The organism is Nocardia goodfellowii (genome assembly GCF_017875645.1).
GTDB classification, from domain to species: Bacteria; Actinomycetota; Actinomycetes; order Mycobacteriales; family Mycobacteriaceae; genus Nocardia; species Nocardia goodfellowii.
Genome location: NZ_JAGGMR010000001.1, coordinates 1,984,529 through 2,001,519 on the forward strand (window position 1 = coordinate 1,984,529; position 16,991 = coordinate 2,001,519).

Annotated in this window: 18 protein-coding genes and 1 tRNA gene; 18 read left to right on the forward strand and 1 reads right to left on the reverse strand. The window is 65.3% G+C overall.

What is annotated here, in order from left to right; all coding sequences use genetic code 11:
• Positions 1 to 64 precede the first annotated feature (64 nt).
• The 7 genes from BJ987_RS08790 to BJ987_RS08820 all read left to right on the forward strand — a co-directional run bounded on the left by BJ987_RS08790 (position 65) and on the right by BJ987_RS08820 (position 3,607).
• Positions 65 to 137: transfer RNA gene (locus BJ987_RS08790), tRNA-Trp, on the forward strand.
• A 67-nt stretch (positions 138 to 204) separates the two neighbouring features.
• Positions 205 to 582: a preprotein translocase subunit SecE gene (secE, locus tag BJ987_RS08795; protein ID WP_209886626.1), complete on the forward strand. Its 378-nt coding sequence runs from the start codon at positions 205 to 207 to the stop codon at positions 580 to 582.
• A gap of 62 nt (positions 583 to 644) precedes the next feature.
• A complete protein-coding gene (gene nusG / locus BJ987_RS08800) occupies positions 645 to 1,406 on the forward strand; it encodes a transcription termination/antitermination protein NusG (protein ID WP_209886629.1) in 762 nt (253 codons plus the stop codon).
• 179 nt (positions 1,407 to 1,585) lie between these two features.
• Positions 1,586 to 2,020: a 50S ribosomal protein L11 gene (rplK, locus tag BJ987_RS08805; RefSeq protein WP_209886632.1), complete on the forward strand. Its 435-nt coding sequence runs from the start codon at positions 1,586 to 1,588 to the stop codon at positions 2,018 to 2,020.
• A gap of 75 nt (positions 2,021 to 2,095) precedes the next feature.
• Positions 2,096 to 2,812, forward strand: coding sequence for a 50S ribosomal protein L1 (rplA, locus tag BJ987_RS08810; protein ID WP_209886634.1), 717 nt, complete (start codon positions 2,096 to 2,098; stop codon positions 2,810 to 2,812).
• A 133-nt stretch (positions 2,813 to 2,945) separates the two neighbouring features.
• Positions 2,946 to 3,197, forward strand: a complete 252-nt coding sequence (locus BJ987_RS08815) for an AbrB/MazE/SpoVT family DNA-binding domain-containing protein (RefSeq protein WP_209886637.1) — start codon at positions 2,946 to 2,948, stop codon at positions 3,195 to 3,197.
• Entirely contained in the window at positions 3,194 to 3,607 is a 414-nt protein-coding gene (locus tag BJ987_RS08820) for a type II toxin-antitoxin system VapC family toxin (RefSeq protein WP_209886640.1), read from the forward strand. The genes BJ987_RS08815 and BJ987_RS08820 overlap by 4 nt, the downstream gene beginning before the upstream one ends.
• A 1-nt stretch (position 3,608) precedes the next feature.
• Here the strand turns inward: BJ987_RS08820 and BJ987_RS08825 are convergent, their stop codons facing one another.
• On the reverse strand, positions 3,609 to 5,222 hold the full coding sequence (locus BJ987_RS08825; protein WP_209886642.1) for an MFS transporter: 1,614 nt from the start codon (positions 5,220 to 5,222) through the stop codon (positions 3,609 to 3,611).
• Positions 5,223 to 5,687: 465 nt separating this feature from the next.
• On the opposite strand from BJ987_RS08825, the gene rplJ reads away from it, so the two are divergent.
• The 11 genes from rplJ (at position 5,688) to BJ987_RS08880 (ending at position 16,951) form a co-directional block, all read left to right on the forward strand.
• A complete protein-coding gene (gene rplJ / locus BJ987_RS08830) occupies positions 5,688 to 6,242 on the forward strand; it encodes a 50S ribosomal protein L10 (RefSeq protein ID WP_209886645.1) in 555 nt (184 codons plus the stop codon).
• Between the two features lie 139 nt (positions 6,243 to 6,381).
• The gene (rplL, locus tag BJ987_RS08835; protein ID WP_209886648.1) at positions 6,382 to 6,762 is read left to right on the forward strand and encodes a 50S ribosomal protein L7/L12; all 381 of its coding nucleotides are present in this window, start codon (positions 6,382 to 6,384) and stop codon (positions 6,760 to 6,762) included.
• Positions 6,763 to 7,004: 242 nt separating this feature from the next.
• Positions 7,005 to 8,099 carry an ABC transporter ATP-binding protein gene (locus tag BJ987_RS08840; protein WP_209886651.1) on the forward strand — a complete coding sequence of 365 codons (1,095 nt, stop codon included), beginning with the start codon at positions 7,005 to 7,007 and terminating at the stop codon, positions 8,097 to 8,099.
• Between the two features lie 21 nt (positions 8,100 to 8,120).
• The gene (locus BJ987_RS08845; RefSeq protein WP_209886654.1) at positions 8,121 to 8,915 is read left to right on the forward strand and encodes an MlaE family ABC transporter permease; all 795 of its coding nucleotides are present in this window, start codon (positions 8,121 to 8,123) and stop codon (positions 8,913 to 8,915) included.
• Positions 8,916 to 9,020: 105 nt separating this feature from the next.
• On the forward strand, positions 9,021 to 9,785 hold the full coding sequence (locus BJ987_RS08850; protein ID WP_245366717.1) for an ABC transporter permease: 765 nt from the start codon (positions 9,021 to 9,023) through the stop codon (positions 9,783 to 9,785).
• Complete coding sequence (locus BJ987_RS08855; RefSeq protein ID WP_209886660.1) at positions 9,782 to 11,116, forward strand: MCE family protein; 1,335 nt, start codon at positions 9,782 to 9,784, stop codon at positions 11,114 to 11,116. The genes BJ987_RS08850 and BJ987_RS08855 overlap by 4 nt, the downstream gene beginning before the upstream one ends.
• On the forward strand, positions 11,113 to 12,189 hold the full coding sequence (locus BJ987_RS08860) for an MCE family protein (protein WP_209886663.1): 1,077 nt from the start codon (positions 11,113 to 11,115) through the stop codon (positions 12,187 to 12,189). The genes BJ987_RS08855 and BJ987_RS08860 overlap by 4 nt, the downstream gene beginning before the upstream one ends.
• Positions 12,189 to 13,199: an MCE family protein gene (locus BJ987_RS08865; RefSeq protein WP_245365874.1), complete on the forward strand. Its 1,011-nt coding sequence runs from the start codon at positions 12,189 to 12,191 to the stop codon at positions 13,197 to 13,199. The genes BJ987_RS08860 and BJ987_RS08865 overlap by 1 nt, the downstream gene beginning before the upstream one ends.
• On the forward strand, positions 13,199 to 14,467 hold the full coding sequence (locus BJ987_RS08870; RefSeq protein ID WP_209886666.1) for an MCE family protein: 1,269 nt from the start codon (positions 13,199 to 13,201) through the stop codon (positions 14,465 to 14,467). The genes BJ987_RS08865 and BJ987_RS08870 overlap by 1 nt, the downstream gene beginning before the upstream one ends.
• Positions 14,464 to 15,681 (forward strand): MCE family protein, encoded by a 1,218-nt coding sequence (locus BJ987_RS08875; RefSeq protein ID WP_209886669.1) that lies wholly within the window; start codon positions 14,464 to 14,466, stop codon positions 15,679 to 15,681. The genes BJ987_RS08870 and BJ987_RS08875 overlap by 4 nt, the downstream gene beginning before the upstream one ends.
• A 28-nt stretch (positions 15,682 to 15,709) precedes the next feature.
• Positions 15,710 to 16,951, forward strand: a complete 1,242-nt coding sequence (locus BJ987_RS08880) for an MCE family protein (RefSeq protein ID WP_209886672.1) — start codon at positions 15,710 to 15,712, stop codon at positions 16,949 to 16,951.
• The last annotated feature ends 40 nt before the right edge of the window (positions 16,952 to 16,991 follow it).

The following is a 16,991-nucleotide window of genomic DNA, read 5'->3' on the forward strand; positions in this document are numbered from 1 at the left end:
TGACAACCCGAAATAAGGTACAACTGAATAACGAAAGTGGTTGGACGCACTTCGGTCCGATCAAAGGGGCGTAGCTCAATTGGCAGAGCAGCGGTCTCCAAAACCGCAGGTTGCAGGTTCAAGTCCTGTCGCCCCTGCCCTTAGCCGTAGCGACTGTTCGCGGGTCGCTCGAAAGAACCCAGCCAGCGACGAGAGAGGATCGACGTGGTCGACGAGCGGGATACTCGCCACGGCGCGGCCGACGATGGCGATGACACCGCCGCGGTGGCTCGGCCGAGCGGGAAGCGGTCCGCGCGTCGGACTCGCGGTTCCGCCGCGGACACCGGGTCGATCGCCACGATCGATCGCCCGTCGCTGAAGAAGACTGACAAGACCAAAGGCGAAAAGCGGGGCAACCCGTTCAAGCGCCTGAGCAAGTTCCTGCGTGAGGTTATCGCGGAACTGCGCAAGGTGATCTGGCCCAACCGGAAGCAGATGGTCACCTATACGACCGTTGTTCTGGTGTTCGTGATCTTCATGGTGGCGTTCATCAGCGGGTTGGACCTGGCGTTCATCAAGGGTGTCAACTGGCTGTTCGGCTAGCCTGGGACTCCGGTGCAGCGCCGCTAACGCCATGTACAGACGACACAGGAAGTGAGTGCCAAGTGAGCACCCCGGAGAACGACACAAACGACGAGTTCCCGGTCGACGACGCGGTGGAAGCCGCCGAGACCGCCGGGGAATCCGCTGCTGTCGACGACGCCGAGGCTGCTCCGGCCGCGCCTATCGACGCCGAGCCGGCCGATCCGGTCGCCGAGATGACAGCCGCGCTGCGCCGCGCTCCGGGTGACTGGTACGTCATCCACTCCTACGCCGGGTACGAGAACAAGGTGAAGGCCAACCTCGAGACCCGCGTGCAGAACCTGGACCTCGAGGAGTACATCTTCCAGGTCGAGGTGCCGACCGAAGAGGTCACCGAGATCAAGAACGGCCAGCGCAAGCACGTCAATCGCAAGGTGCTGCCCGGCTACATCCTGGTCCGGATGGAACTCAACGACGAATCCTGGGGCGCCGTGCGTAACACCCCGGGCGTCACCGGTTTCGTCGGCGCCACCTCGCGCCCGTCCCCGCTGACCATCGCCGAGGTCGTCAAGTTCCTGGTTCCGGCCGCGCAGCAGCAGAAGAAGCCGACGGCCGCGGAAGTCGCCGCCGGTGCTTCGTCCTCCTCCGACGTGGCACCCAAGCCGACCATCGAGGTCGACTTCGAGGTCGGCGAGTCGGTCACCGTCATGGACGGCCCGTTCGCGACGCTGCCCGCCAGCATCTCCGAGGTCAACGCCGAACAGCAGAAGCTCAAGGTGCTGGTGTCGATCTTCGGCCGCGAAACTCCGGTCGAGCTGGCGTTCACCCAGGTCGCCAAGATCTAGTCCGATGGGGCTCCCGCGTGGGGCCCCATCTTCGTACGACGGGACCCGCTCGATTACCGAGCCGGCGGTCCCGGTAAGGTATATGGGTTCGTGCGTGAATCCAGGGAAAGTCGTCCTGGCTTCGCCGCGCCCGCCTAAGGCTTACGGCAACCGTAAGGAACCGAAACCAAGGAAGAAAGATGCCCCCCAAGAAGAAGAAGCTCGCCGGGCTCATCAAGCTGCAGATCGAGGCCGGTAAGGCGAATCCGGCTCCGCCGGTCGGCCCCGCGCTCGGTCAGCACGGCGTCAACATCATGGAGTTCTGCAAGGCGTACAACGCCGCCACGCAGGCGCAGCTCGGCAATGTCATCCCGGTCGAGATCTCCGTGTACGAAGACCGGACGTTCGACTTCAAGCTGAAGACCCCGCCCGCCGCCCGGCTGCTGCTCAAGGCCGCCGGTGTGCAGAAGGGTTCGGCCGAGCCGCACAAGACCAAGGTCGCCAAGGTCACCATGGACCAGGTCCGGGAGATCGCCAAGACCAAGCAGGAAGACCTGAACGCCAACGACATCGAGCAGGCCGCGAAGATCATCGCCGGCACCGCGCGCTCGATGGGCATCACGGTCGAAGGCTGATAAAAGCCTCCATCCATGTGGGAGGGCCGGCCAGGCCCGGGAACCACATCTGAACCAGAACAAGGACAGAGCAACATGGCAAAACGAAGCAAGGCGTACCTCGCCGCGGCCGAGAAGGTCGATCGCGACAAGCTGTACTCCCCGCTGGCCGCCGCGCGGCTGGCGAAGGAGACCGCCACCACCAAGACCGACGCGACCGTCGAGGTCGCCGTTCGTCTCGGTGTGGATCCCCGCAAGGCCGATCAGATGGTCCGCGGCACGGTCAACCTGCCGCACGGCACCGGCAAGACCGCCCGCGTCATCGTGTTCGCGGTCGGCGACAAGGCCGCCGAGGCCGAGGCCGCCGGTGCGGACGCCGTCGGCGCCGAGGACCTGATCGAGCGGATCCAGGGCGGCTGGCTGGACTTCGACGCCGCGATCGCCACCCCGGATCAGATGGCCAAGGTCGGCCGTATCGCGCGTGTCCTGGGCCCGCGCGGTCTGATGCCGAACCCGAAGACGGGCACCGTCACCCCGGATGTGACCAAGGCCGTCAACGACATCAAGGGCGGCAAGATCAACTTCCGCGTCGACAAGCAGGCCAACCTGCACTTCGTCATCGGCAAGGCGTCCTTCGACGACGCCAAGCTGGTGGAGAACTACGGCGCCGCGCTGGAGGAGATCCTGCGCGTCAAGCCGTCGACCGCCAAGGGCCGCTACGTCAAGAAGATCACGGTTTCGACGAACACCGGACCGGGCATCCCGGTGGACCCGAACCGCACCCGCAACCTCCTCGAAGAGGACGCGCAGTAGCACCCGAACACCAACCGCCGAGGGCGGGAACGCAATCCGCGTTCCCGCCCTCGCGGCGTATCCGGCCGGAAAAGCGTGACTCGACTGTCGGCGCTTCGCTATCCTTACTTGCGGGGCAAAGTAAGGAGAAGTCATGGATGCTCAGGCCAGATTGACCTCGAAGGGACAGCTAACGCTGCCCAAGGCGATTCGTGACGCGTTGGAGTTGCAGGTCGGCGACAACGTTCTCTTCCGAGTAGAGGGCCGGGTCGTCGTGCTCGCGCGAACGCCGGATCTGCTCGAACTCGCGGGCAGTGTGCCAGTGCCGCCCGAGGTGCGGGGGAAGTCTTGGGACGAGGTGCGCGAGGATGCCTGGGCCGCGCAATGGCGGGAAGACAAGATATGACGGTCTTCCTGGACACCAACATCTTGATACGCCATTTCACCCAGGACCCACCGGACTTGGGCAAACGGGCCACCGCCTTTCTCGCCGACTCCGAAGCACTCTTTCTGCCTGACCTGATACTCGCGGAGACGGTCTATGTCTTGCAGAGCGTGTACAAGGTGGGGAGACCCCAGGTCGCACTGGTCTCCAGAGCGTTGATCGGGACTCGCAATATCGTGACGGACGATCCCGCGCTGCTGATCCGGACAATTGATGTCTATGAGCACCATCGGCTGTCCTTCGCCGATGCGTACCTGGTGGCCCTTGCCGAGGCCGACGAGGGTTCGGCAATCGCTTCCTTCGACAAAGGCATCGACAAGGCGACGAATGTCAGGCGAATCGAGCCTGCTCACCCGGGCGTATCCGACTGAGCTAATCGCCCTGTGCCTTATCGGTCTTACGCCAGCCGAGGAGCACCGATTCACCTTCCGGAACACCCCAGGGCAGGAAGATCGCGACGATCACTGCGCAGACGACCACCGCGCCCGCCGCTACCAGGGAGGCGGCGTGCGAACCTTCCAGGGCCGCCGATTTCATTGCGGTGATGAGGGTTTCGCGCTGGCTCTCCAGGAAGGTGGGCAGTTCGCGTTTGCGGATCTCCAGCACGCTGAGGGGGCTGGCTTGGACCAGGCTCTTCTGGTCCTCGCTCATCAGCGTGGGCGGGATTTTCCCGATCAGCGGTTCGACGCGAGTCGTGTAGTAGGAGGCGACGATCGAGCCGAGTACGGCGACGCCGAGGGTGCCGCCGATCTCGCGGGTGGTGTCGTTGACCGCCGAGCCCGCGCCGGCTTCGTCCAAAGGCAGTGCGCCCATGATGGATTCGGTGGCCGGGCCCTGCACGATGGCCAGGCCGAAAGCCATCGACACCATCGAGGGCAGCACGTCGGTGAGGTAGGGGCTGTCCACGGTCACCTGGCCGCCGAGGTAGAGGCCGAGGCCGGTGAGCAGCAGGCCGAAGACGATGACCGGCGTGGTGCCGAGACGCTGTGCGAGCAGGGTGGCGACCGGCGCGCCGATCGCGACCGAGAACGCGAAAGGCAGTGAGGCGATGCCGAATTCGAGCGGGGTGTATTCACGGACGCCCTGGAAGTACTGGGTGATCAGGAACAGGAAGCCGAACATGGAGAAGTAGCCGATCGCGATCGACGACGCGGGCAACGAGAATCGGCGGTTGCGGAACAGGCGCATATCCAGAATCGGTGCGCTGGTTCGTAATTCCCAGCCGATGAAGGCGGCCGACAGCACCACGCCCAGGGCGGCGGTGCCCAGTGTGACGACCGACAACCAGCCATTGTGCGGCGCTTCGATGATCGCCCAGACCACCAGCGTGATGCCCGCGATGGACAGCGCGATACCGGGCAGGTCCAGCTTGCCGACCTGTGCTGAGCGCGATTCCGGGACCCAGAACCAGGTGGCGGCCAGAGCGAGCAATGCCACCGGCACATTGATCCAGAACACCGAGTGCCAGGAGAAATGCTCCAGCAACCAGCCGCCGGAGATCGGGCCGATCGCGATGGCGAAGCCCGCCATGGCGGTCCAGGCGGCGATGGCCAGCGCGCGTTCGCGCTTATCGGTGAAGATGTTGATGATCAGGGCCAGAGTCGCGGGGAAGACGGCGGCGGCGAAGACGCCCATGGCGGCGCGCGAGGCGATGACCGTGCTCATGGATTCGGAGAGTGCGCCCGCGATGGACATGGCGGCGACGCCGGCCAGGCCGGCCATCATCACCCGCTTCCGGCCGTAGCGGTCGCCGAGATTGCCGAACGCCAGCAGCAGACCGGCGAAGGTGAGGGTGAACGCGTCCACCACCCATTGCAGGCCGCTGACGTTGGTGCGTAACTCGACGCCGATGGAAGGAAGCGCGACGTTGACGATGGTGTTGTCGAGGACGACCAGCAGTTCGGCCAGGCAGATCACGGCCAGGGCGAGGAAGCGCTGCGATCGTCGTTCCAGCAGCTGTGGTGGAGCGACTATGGAGGTTGCCATAGTGCAGCAGCTAAGCAGTAAGTGTCACCGCAAGTAACACTTGCGAGCGGCGACTTCGGCCACACTCGGCGTCTGTTTGTGTTGTTGGTCACAGGAAGCGAGCGGTGTATCGGCCGCGGAACGACCCCGTTTTGGCAGATGGGGCAGGTGCCTGTACCGTAGGAGCAAGTAATCGACCAGTTCGATAACTACCCAATCCGTTCTACCGAAGACCGTTGGTCGCTGTGCCCGTCCGGGTGCGGTCGAAGGTCCGGCGTTATTGCCGGCGGCCCACGCAGGGAGAGCCGAGGTTAGGGACATGATTCGGTAAAACGAATGATTCCTGTGCGCCCCGGAACGCTCTGCGTCCGGGGCGTTTGCTATTTCGCCAGGCTGATCCTTTCGAGCGACCTGCAAGCAGTCGCTAGCGAGATGGAATTCGGAAGTTCGCGAATACGAACCGACCATCCAGAGAGGAGGCGAAGTATGGCAAAACCCGAGAAGGTCACCGCGGTCGCGGAGATCACGGAGCAGTTCAAGAGCTCGACGGCCACCGTTGTCACGGAATACCGTGGCCTGTCGGTCGGCAAGATCACCGAGCTGCGTCGTGCCCTGGGCGCGGACGCCACTTACTCCGTCGCCAAGAACACCCTGGTCAAGCGCGCTGCCGCCGAGGCTGGCGTCGAAGGCCTGGATGACTTGTTCGTCGGTCCGACCGCGATCACCTTCATCAAAGGTGAGCCGGTCGACGCCGCGAAGGCGCTCAAGGCTTTCGCCAAGGACAACAAGGCGCTGATCATCAAGGGCGGATACATGGACGGCGCCGCGCTGTCCGTGTCCGAAGTTGAGCGGATCGCCGACCTGGAGTCCCGCGAGGTCCTGCTGGCCAAGCTGGCCGGCGCGATGAAGGCCAACCTGTCGAAGGCTGCCGCCACGTTCGCCGCTCCGGCGACCAAGATGGCTCGCCTGCTCGTGGCCCTCGAGGAGAAGCAGCGCGCCGGTGGCGCCGTTGCCGATGCTCCGGCCGCCGACGCCGAATAAGTCATCCGAATATTTGCGGCGTTCCCTACGCGCTACATGGTTACGCTTCGCTACCGCCTCCGCGCGCTGAGCTCACGCCGCAGCCCAAGCATTTTCATCGCCGCCTCCGCGGAGATGACCCCATCGAAAGGAAATATCAATGGCTAACGTTGACGAGCTGCTCGACACCATCGGCGGAATGACCCTGCTGGAGCTGTCCGAGTTCGTGAAGGCGTTCGAGGAGAAGTTCGACGTCAAGGCCGCCGCTCCGGTCGCCGTCGCCGCTGCCGGCCCCGCCGGTGCCGCCCCTGAGGCCGCCGAAGAGCAGGACGAGTTCGACGTCATCCTCGAGTCGGCCGGCGACAAGAAGATCCAGGTCATCAAGGTCGTTCGCGAGATCGTCTCCGGCCTGGGCCTGAAGGAAGCCAAGGACCTGGTCGAGGGCGCCCCGAAGGCGATCCTGGAGAAGGTTGCCAAGGACGCGGCCGACGCTGCCAAGGCGAAGCTGGAAGACGCCGGCGCCAAGATCACCGTCAAGTAATTCGACGGTATCGCGCTCGAACGGGCGGCTCCCCTGTGGGGAGTCGCCCGTTTTGCATTTTCGGACTCGCATGCCGGCGATCCTTACCCGCGATACCTGTCTGGGTTACTCTTCGGTCAGGTTGGGGTGCGCCGCATCTCGCACGTGAGATACAGTGACCGGACCCACTGTGACGTGACACACCGCGAGATCGCGCGGTTTCGGCACGTGGGGGGCTCGCTGAAGAATTTGTGGAGGTTGGCGTGGGCGTCGAGGTCAGGACCGAAAGTGTAACCAAGTCCTTTGGTTCACAGCGTATTTGGCAGGACGTGAGTTTGACGCTGCCCTCCGGTGAGGTCAGCGCCCTGCTGGGCCCCTCCGGTACCGGTAAGTCCGTCTTCCTGAAGTCGCTGATCGGCCTGCTGCGCCCCGAGCGCGGCTCCATCTTCATCGACGGCACCGACATCACGACCTGCTCCAACAAGGAGCTCTACGAGATCCGCAAGCTCTTCGGCGTGCTGTTCCAGGACGGCGCGCTGTTCGGCTCGATGAACCTCTTCGACAATGTGGCCTTCCCGCTGCGTGAGCACACGAAGAAGTCCGAGTCCGAGATCCGCAAAGTCGTCATGGAGAAGCTGGAGCTGACCGGTCTGCTCGGCGCCGAGGGCAAGCTGCCCGGCGAGATCTCCGGCGGTATGCGCAAGCGCGCCGGGCTGGCTCGCGCGCTGGTGCTGGACCCGCAGATCATCCTCGTCGACGAGCCCGACTCCGGTCTCGACCCGGTGCGTACCTCGTACCTGTCGCAGTTGCTGATCGACATCAACGCGCAGATCGACGCGACGATCCTGATCGTGACGCACAACATCAACCTGGCCCGCACCGTGCCCGACAACATCGGCATGCTGTTCCGCCGGCAGCTGGTCATGTTCGGTCCGCGTGAGGTGCTGCTCACCTCCGACGAGCCCGTGGTCAAGCAGTTCCTCAACGGTCGCATGATCGGCCCGATCGGCATGTCCGAGGAGAAGGACGAGGCGCAGATGGCCCGCGAGCAGGCCATGGTCGACGCCGGTCATCACCACGGTGGCGCCGAAGAGGTCGAGGGCATCATTCCGCAGATGAAGGCGCAGCCGGGTATGCCGGTTCGCCAGGCGGTTGCTCGGCGTAAGGCCCGGGTCCGCGAAATCATGCACACCCTGCCGCGCGCGGCCCAGGACGCGATCCGTGAGTCGTTGGACGAAGACGGTGACACCCAGGTGCTTCCGGCCTATACGCAGGCCGGACCCAACTACGACGGTGGCGCACCGGAATTGGGTGGCGCGTACGACACGACTATGCGGCACAACACAGCTAAAGGGTAGCCAGCAGGTAGCATTCGCCGGGTGAACCCCACCCTGGTGCGTTTCCGGACTCCAGTCGAGTCCGCATTCAGCCAGGCCGGCAACATCTTCGCGCTCCTCGCCGACGTGGCGCGCAAGACGTTCCAGGCACCGTTCCAGTGGCGGGAGTTCATCCAGCAATCCTGGTTCATCGCCAGTGTCTCGATCCTGCCCAGCGCGCTGGTGGCGATCCCGTTCGGCGCCGTCGTCTCGCTGCAGACGGGCTCGCTCGTCAAACAGCTCGGCGCCGAATCCTTCACCGGCGCTACCAGTGTGCTCGCCACCGTGCAGCAGGCCGCGCCCGTGGTCACCGCCCTGATCATCGCGGGCGCCGCCGGTTCGGCGGTCGCCGCCGATCTCGGTTCGCGCACCATTCGCGAGGAGATCGACGCGATGGAGGTGCTCGGCGTCGACCCGATCCATCGGCTGGTGGTGCCGCGGGTGCTGGGCATGATGCTGGTCGCGGTGCTGCTCAACGGTTTGGTGTCGGTGGTCGGCATCGCCGGCGGGTATTTCTTCAATGTGCTGCTGCAGGGCGGTACGCCGGGCGCCTACCTCGCGTCGTTCTCGGCGCTGGCCCAGCTACCGGACCTGTGGATCGGGGAGATCAAGGCGCTGGTCTTCGGGCTGCTGGCCGGAGTCATCGCCGCGTACAAGGGTTTACATCCCGCCGGTGGGCCGAAAGGCGTGGGCGAGGCCGTGAATCAATCCGTGGTGATCACCTTTCTGGTGCTGTTCTTCGTGAATCTGGTGCTGACGCTGGTCTATCTACAGGTTGTTCCGGCCAAGGGAGCCTGAGCCATGGCGACCCGGTACCGAGCTCCGGTGGTGGCGAAGTCCATCCGCCTGGCCGAACGGGCCGCCAAAGCGCCGGTGGCGCTGGTCGATCAAGCCGGCGAGCAGATGCTGTTCTACTCGCGTGCCATCGCCTGGATCCCGCGGACCGCGGTGCACTACCGCAAGGAAGTGCAGCGGCTGCTGGCCGAGGTGACCTTCGGCTCCGGTGCGCTCGCGGTGATCGGCGGCACGATCGGCGTGATCGTGTTCATGTCCGCCTCGGTCGGTTTCGTGGTCGGACTGCAGGGCTTCAAGGCGCTGGACGCGCTCGGCACCTCGGTGCTCACCGGCTTCCTCACCGCCTACATCAACACCCGCGAAATCGCCCCGCTCACCGCGGCATTGGCTTTGTCGGCGACGGTGGGGTGCGGTTTCACCGCGCAATTGGGCGCGATGCGTATCTCGGAGGAGATCGACGCGCTCGAAGTCATGGCAGTGCCCGGTATTCCGTTCCTGGTGAGCACCCGGCTGATCGCGGGATTCCTCGCTGTCATCCCGCTGTACATCGTGGGTCTGCTCGGCACCTATCTGGCTTCGCGGACGGTCAGCATCTGGTTCGCAGGGCAATCCAGCGGCGTCTACGACCACTACTTCAGCCTGTTCCTACCACCGCAGGACGTGCTGTATTCGTTCCTCAAGGTGCTGATCTTCGCGTTCGTGATCATCCTGGTGCACTGCTACTACGGCTTCAACGCCACCGGCGGACCCTCGGGTGTGGGTATCGCGGTGGGGCGGGCGGTGCGTTCGGCGATCGTGCTGGTCAATGTGCTGGATTTCTTTCTCAGCCTGGCTATTTGGGGGACGTCGACGACGGTTCGGATCGCGGGATGAACAGCGTCGAGCGATGGCGGGCGACCGAGCCGTTCCGGATCCGTCTGCTCGGCATCGCGTTCTTTCTGATCCTGGCGCTGTTCGTCTGGGTGTGCGTCGCCGTCTACAACAAGCACTTCGTGAAATCGGTGGACATCGAGTTGATCACCGACAGCGTGGGCAACGCGCTGACCCGCAACGCGGAGGTGAAGACCCGCGGCGTCACGGTGGGTGAGGTGCGGGCAAGCCGGGCGGACGCCGGCAAGGTGGTCCTGGATCTGGCCATCGATCCCGGCAAGGCCGCGATGATCCCGGTCAACGCGACCGCCCGGTTGCTACCCAAGACGCTGTTCGGTGAACGGTATGTGGATCTGGTGATTCCCGGCGATCCCAGTGCCCGGCACCTCACCGACGGCGTGGTTCTGCGACAGGATCGCAGCGGCAACGCGCTCGAGCTCAGCCGGGTGTTCGACGATCTGCTGCCGCTGCTGCAGGCCATTCCGCCACAGGATCTCGCGGCAACCCTGGGCGCGCTCGCACAGGCGCTGGTCGGGAAAGGTGACGAGTTGGGGGCGGGGCTCGACGATCTCGAAAACGTCTTCCGGCAGGTCAACGGCGTGCTGCCGGAATTGCGGGCGGGATTGCGCAGCCTGGCCACGGTCGAGGACACCTATTCCGACGCGTTGCCGCAGTTGATCGACGCGTTGAACAATCTGCGCACCACCAACGCGACCATCGTGCAGCGTCGCGGCCAGCTCGAACAGCTGTACGCGGTTCTGACACCGGCCGCCGGCAGTACCGCGGATTTCCTGATCGCCAACCGCGACAACATCATCGAGCTGGCGGCCGACTCCCGGCCGGCCCTGGAAATGCTCGCCGAGTACTCGCCGACCTATACCTGCGCGATGGCGAACTTCGCCAAGATGAAGCCGCGCATCGACAATATTTTCGGTCAGGGCACCGATCGGCCGGGTTCCCGGGTGACCATCGAATTGACCAACACCCGTGGCAAATACCTGCCGAACCAGGATGAGCCGCGCTGGCTCGACACCCGCGGCCCGGCCTGCTTCGCGGAGTTTCCGCTGGGTGTGGACGCGGGGCAATATCCGGGTGGCCCGAACAACGACGGCTCCTACCAGCCGCCGACCCGCTACCCCGGCGATCAAACCATCGGCGCGATGGACGCGCCGCAGTACGCGGTGTATCCCACGCTGGCCGGGACGCCCGGTGAGCAGCGGTCACTGAGCGCCATCTATGGTGCGGCACAGGGAGTTTCGCCGGACGAGGTGCCGAGCTGGCTGACCCGCGCCGCGGCGCCCGCCTTTCGCGGAAGCGAGGTGCGCGTCCGATGAGTGCGATGCTGCGCGGCGCGAGCGGCGCACTGATCAAATTGATCATCTTCGTGATCGTGACGCTCATCGCGACCGCCGTCCTGGCGCTGTCCATCGCCAACTACACCGGCGGCGGCGCCCCGTTCAAGGCGATCTTCACCGATGTCACCGGGCTGAACAAGGGCGACGAGGTGCGCATCGCCGGCGTCCGGATCGGCAAGATCACCAAGGTCTCCATCGTGGACAAGCGGCTGGCGCAGGTGGATTTCCAGGTGCAGGACCGGAATTGGCTGCCCGCCTCCACTATCGCGGCCATCCGGTACCGGAACCTGGTCGGCCAGCGGTATCTCGCGCTCGAGCAGGGCGCGGGCGAGCAGGGCAGGAAATTGAACCGGGGCGAGACCATCCCGATCGAGCACACCAGGCCCGCGCTGGACCTCACCACGCTGTTCAACGGGTTCCGCCCGCTGTTCCGCACCCTCACCGCCGAGGACGTGAACAAGCTGGCGTTCGAGATCATTCAGGTGTTTCAGGGCGAGCAGGGCACCATTCACGATCTGGTGGCGAGCACGGCGAGTCTGACCAACAAGATCGCGGACAAGGACGCGGTGATCGGCGAGTTGGTCAGGAATCTGACCACGGTGCTCGACGCGGTGAACGAACGGGATGATCAGTTCGATCAACTGATCGTGAATACCTCGGCGCTGGTCGCCGGGCTCGCCGCCCAGCGCGCCGTGATCGGCGCTTCGGTGGGTTCGCTGGGCGATCTGGCCTCGGCCACCGCCGATCTGCTGGTGCCGGTGGTGCCCACGCTGCAAGGGTCCATCGCCGGATTGAGTCAGCTCACGGGCCCGCTGAACGCGCGCTCCGGCGAGGTGAACCAGGCCTTGGCGAATCTGCCGCGAAAGATGGAAAAGCTCGGCCGCGCCGGCAGTTACGGCTCCTGGTTCCAGTTCTACCTGTGCGGCATCGACATCGTCGTCGGCCCCGGCGCGGTGGATGCTCCGCAACTGAACCTGCCGGCCGGGATGCCGACGATCAACCAGCCGCTGTACACCAATGCCGCGCCGCGCTGCTCCGGAAAGGCGCGCTGATGGACGACCGGATCCTGCTCGGCAAACGCAGCCCCGCCTTCGTGGGCATGCTGGGGTTGTTCCTGATCCTGTGCGCGACGCTGTCGGCGTTCTATCTGGATCGGCTGCCGATCATCGGCGCGGGTACCAAGTACACCGCCGAATTCTCCGAGGCCGCGGGATTGAAGAAGGGCAACGAGGTCCGCATCGCCGGAGTGAAAGTCGGTTCGGTGCAAAACATCCGGCTCGACGGCGACCGGGTGCTGGTCGAGTTCCGGACCCAGAATGCCTGGATCGGCGACCAGACCACCGCGTCCATCCAGATCAAGACCGTGCTGGGGCAGAAGTACCTGGCGCTGGACCCGCGCGGTTCCGGCGCGGCCGACCCGGCACAGCCGATTCCGTTGTCGCGCACGGTAACCCCCTACGACGTCATGGAAGCGTTCACCGACGCCACCCGGCAGATCGAGCAGATCGACACCGCACAGCTGGCCACCAGCATGCGGGTGCTGTCGGAAGCCTTCGCGACCACGCCCGGCGAATTGCGCGGTTCCATCGACGGCCTCGGCCGGCTCTCGGAAACCATCGCCAAGCGCGACGACCAGCTGAAGAAGCTGTTCGCCGCGACCCGGCAGACCACCCAGGTGCTGGCCGACCGCAGCGCGGAGTTCGAGCGGCTGCTGAGCACCGGCGGACAATTGTTCGCGGAGTTGAACATTCGGCAGCACTCCATCCGTCAACTGCTCACCGGCGCGCAGACCGTCGCGACGCAATTGAGCGCGCTGGTGCGTGACAACGAAGCACAGATCGGGACCGCGCTGACCAATCTGCGCGGGGCGATCGACCTGCTCAACGCCAACGAGCAGAACATCACCAAGACATTGGAACTGGCCGCGCCGTTCTACGGGCTGTACGCCAACGTGCTGGGCACCGGGCGCTGGTTCGACGCGGTGATCGTCAATCTGATCCCGCCCGCGCTGCCGGAAATTCCCGGGTACCGCGATCCCGTCCGGAATATGGGAGGCGGCTGATGGCGGGAAACCGGCGTGATCCGCTGACCGTCCTGCGTTCGGCCGGCCGGAGCACCAAAGTTCTGGCGCTGCTCGCGGTTGCCGTGGTGGCGCTGTGCGCGACCCTGTGGTGGCTGGATTCGCGGCTCAACACCACACGCATCACCGCCTATTTCGATCGTGCCGTCGGCATCTACGCGGGCTCGGACGTGCGGGTGCTCGGCGTCGCGGTGGGCCGGATCGATTCCATCGAGCCGATGGGTGCTCAGGTGAAGGTCGTCATGAGCGTGGACCGCGCCTACGACATTCCGGCTGACGCGAAGGCGGCGCAGGTCACGCCCTCGGTGGTCGCCGATCGCTATATCCAATTGATGCCGGTTTATCGGGGTGGCCCGAAAATGCCCCGGAACGCGGTGATTCCGAAAGAACGCACCGTCACGCCGGTGGAGGTGGACGAGCTCTACCGGAGCATCACCGAACTCACCGAGGCGCTCGGCCCGAATGGGGCCGACAAAGAGGGCGCGGTAAACGAACTCGTGCGCACCTCGGCGGCGAATCTCGCCGGCAACGGCGAAGCGCTGGGCCGCACCATCACCGAACTGAGCAAAGCCGCCAAATTTCTCGCCGATGACAGCGGCGACATTTTCGACACGGTCGAGAACCTGCAGGTATTCGTCAGCATGCTGGCCGAAAACGATCAGCAGGTGCGGCAATTCAATGCCCAACTGGCCGATCTCGCGGGCTTTCTCGGCGACGAACGCCAAAACCTCGGTGCGGCATTGCATCTGCTGTCCATCGGCCTCGGGGACGTGGCTCGTTTCCTCGACGAGAACAACGCGCTGATCGGCGACAACGCCGTCGCGCTCACGTCGTTGACCCGGACGCTGGCCGATCAGCGTGACGATCTGGCGGCTGCCCTGCCGGTGCTGACGCTGGCACTGAGCAATTTGATCAACGTGCACAACGCGGAATCCGGCACCCTCGACATGCGCGCCAACTTCACCGATCTACAGGATCCGTTCGGGGTGATCTGCAAAATGATCGACCTGTCCCGCCTGATGCCCGGCGACCCGGAATTCGAAGCGGTCGGGCGGCAGATGCGGCCGCTGATCGAACACTGTCGCGAGATAGCCGACCAGATCACCGCGGGGGTCCAAACGCCATCGCTGATCCTGCCGTTCGGAATTCTCAGCGCCGAGAACCAGCAGCGTGCCCCGGTGCCGGGCACGGTACCCGGCACGCCCTCGAACCAATTACCGCCGTCGCGGCAGCCGGGAGGTATCCGATGACCTTCCCGAAGGCCTGGGCCGGTCTGCTCGCTCTCGGCGCGGTGGTGCTGACCGCGTGCGGAAATGGCATCTACAGCGTTCCGCTGCCCGGCGGCGCGAATATCGGGAAGCATCCGATGCGCCTGAATATCGAATTCGACGATGTGCTGGATCTGGTGCCGCAGTCGGCGGTGAAAGTCGAGGGCGTGCCGGTCGGCCGGGTGGAGTCGATTGACCTGGGCTCGAGCGGGTGGACCGCGAATGTCCGTGTGGTGGTCAACGATTCGGTCGACTTGCCCGCCAACGCGCACGCCGAGGTGCGGCAGTCGAATCTGCTGGGGGAGAAGTTCATCGAATTGTCCAGGCCCGCCGACGCGGTTGCGGCCCGGCTGACGAGCGGGGCGGTGATTCCGTTGGACCGCACGCGCGCCGCCGTCGAGCTCGAGCAGGTGCTCGGCGCACTGTCATTGCTGCTCAACGGCGGCGGTGTCGCTCAGCTCGCGCCCATCGTCGGGGAGTTGAACAAGACTTTGGGCGGGCGGGAAGGCCGCGTCCGCTCGCTGCTCGAGCAGGCGAACATCCTGATCGGTGGCTTGAACCAGCAGGTCGAGGACATCACCCGGGCGATCGACGGCCTGGCCCTGCTCAGCAGCCGGGTGAGCACCCGGACCGGCGAGATCGACCGGATCCTGGCGGAGCTGCCGGAGGGCATCCGGATCTTGGAAGAGCAACGGCCCCAATTGGTTTCCTTGCTCGCGCAACTCGATCGGGTCGGTCGGGCCGGGTTCGACGTGATCAACACCTCCAAGGACAACCTGATCCGCGACCTCACTTCGCTGCGGCCTACGCTGCAGGAATTGGGCGCGGCCGCACCGGATCTGGTGACCGGGTTCCCGCTCATCCCCACCTACCCGTTCCCCGACTCCTCGCTGCTCGGCACCTTCGGCGGCCAGGTCAACACCTGGTTGTCGGTGGATCAGCAGATCGGCGTCACCCTGGGCAATCTCGGTGTGGGCAAACCTGATCCGGTCTACGTTCCGCCGCCGTACGGGCCGCCGGTGCCGGTCGACCCCACCAACCCGTACTACAACGGCAACGGTCCGCGCCCCGGCTGGCCGACCGTGTTCGCGGCCATCCCGCTGCCGGAATCGCTTGTGCCCGAAGGTGTTCCGAGTCGTCTCGGCCCTCTCCTGGAGGGTATGGGTGTAAGCCCGCGGGGGAGGAGCCCGCGATGACCGAGCCGCGTGTCCCCGGGGTGGAGTCATGAGCCGCCTGGTTCGGCTGCAGCTGATCGCGTTCGTCGTGATCGCGGTGCTCGGTGTGACCTATGTGGGCGCCCGGTACATCCGGCTCGATCACATGCTCGGCTTCGGCCAGTACACGGTGCGGGTCGAGGCTGCCCAGGCTGGTGGCGCGTACAAAGGCGCGGAGGTCACCTACCGTGGCGTGGCCGTGGGCCGGGTCGGTGACCTGGAACTCACCGACGACGGGGTGATCGTCCCGCTCGTCATCGACACCGGCGCGCCCGAGATCCCGGCAACCGCGAAAGCCGTGGTGGCCAACCGCTCCGCGATCGGCGAGCAGTTCGTCGATCTGCGACCCGCCGATGCCGAGGGCCCCTACTTGACGGACGGCTCGGTGATCGAGGGGCTGGACGTCCCGGTATCGGTGGAACAGCTGATCACCAGTGTCGACACCTTCACCAGGACCATCGACCTGCAGGCGCTCACCACCACCGTCACCGAACTCGGCAAAGCCTTCGAGGGCAAAGGCGCCGACCTGCGGACCCTGGTGGAATCGCTGACCGAGTTCAGCGCCGCCTTCGACGACAACCTGCCGCAGACCATCGCGCTGATCCGCGCCGGGCGCATCGCCCTGGAAACCCAGGCGGTCCAGTCCGGCGAGATCCTGCGCTTCAGCGACGGACTGGACCGGCTCAGCGCGCAATTGCGGGCCAGCGATCCCGATGTCCGCAGGCTGATCGGAACCGGTACGGACGCGGGCTCGGCCATCAGCGACCTGCTGCGCGACAGCGGCCCCGCGCTCACCGAGGACCTGGCCAACCTGCGCAGCCTGCTGCACGCCGTCTCGCCGAAGTTCTACGCGCTGCGCCCGCTGCTGCAAATGCTCCCGCAGCTGTCCATCGGCGCCTCGGCCACCGCCCCGGGCGACAACACCAGCCACTTCGGGCTGGTGCTGGAGGTGAACAACCCGCCCGCCTGCACCGTCGGCTACGAGGGCACCCAGGCGATTCTGGCGGAGATGAAGCGGCGTGACCCCGACTTCGATGACACCGTCGACGAATTCCCGTTCAACAAAGACGCCAAATGTACTGTCCCCTTCGGCAATCCGACCGCCGTGCGCGGCGGCCAGCGCGCGGAGCTGGCCGATCCGGCCATCGCGCAGCCCTGGGACCGGAACCCGAAGACCGATCCGCCCAAGCTCAACCTGAACCCGATAGCTGTGCAGCTGGCCACCCTGATGGGGGTCACGCCCAAGCGGTAACCGCAGTCGCACCCGACCGACGACGACGTGAGGTGTTCGC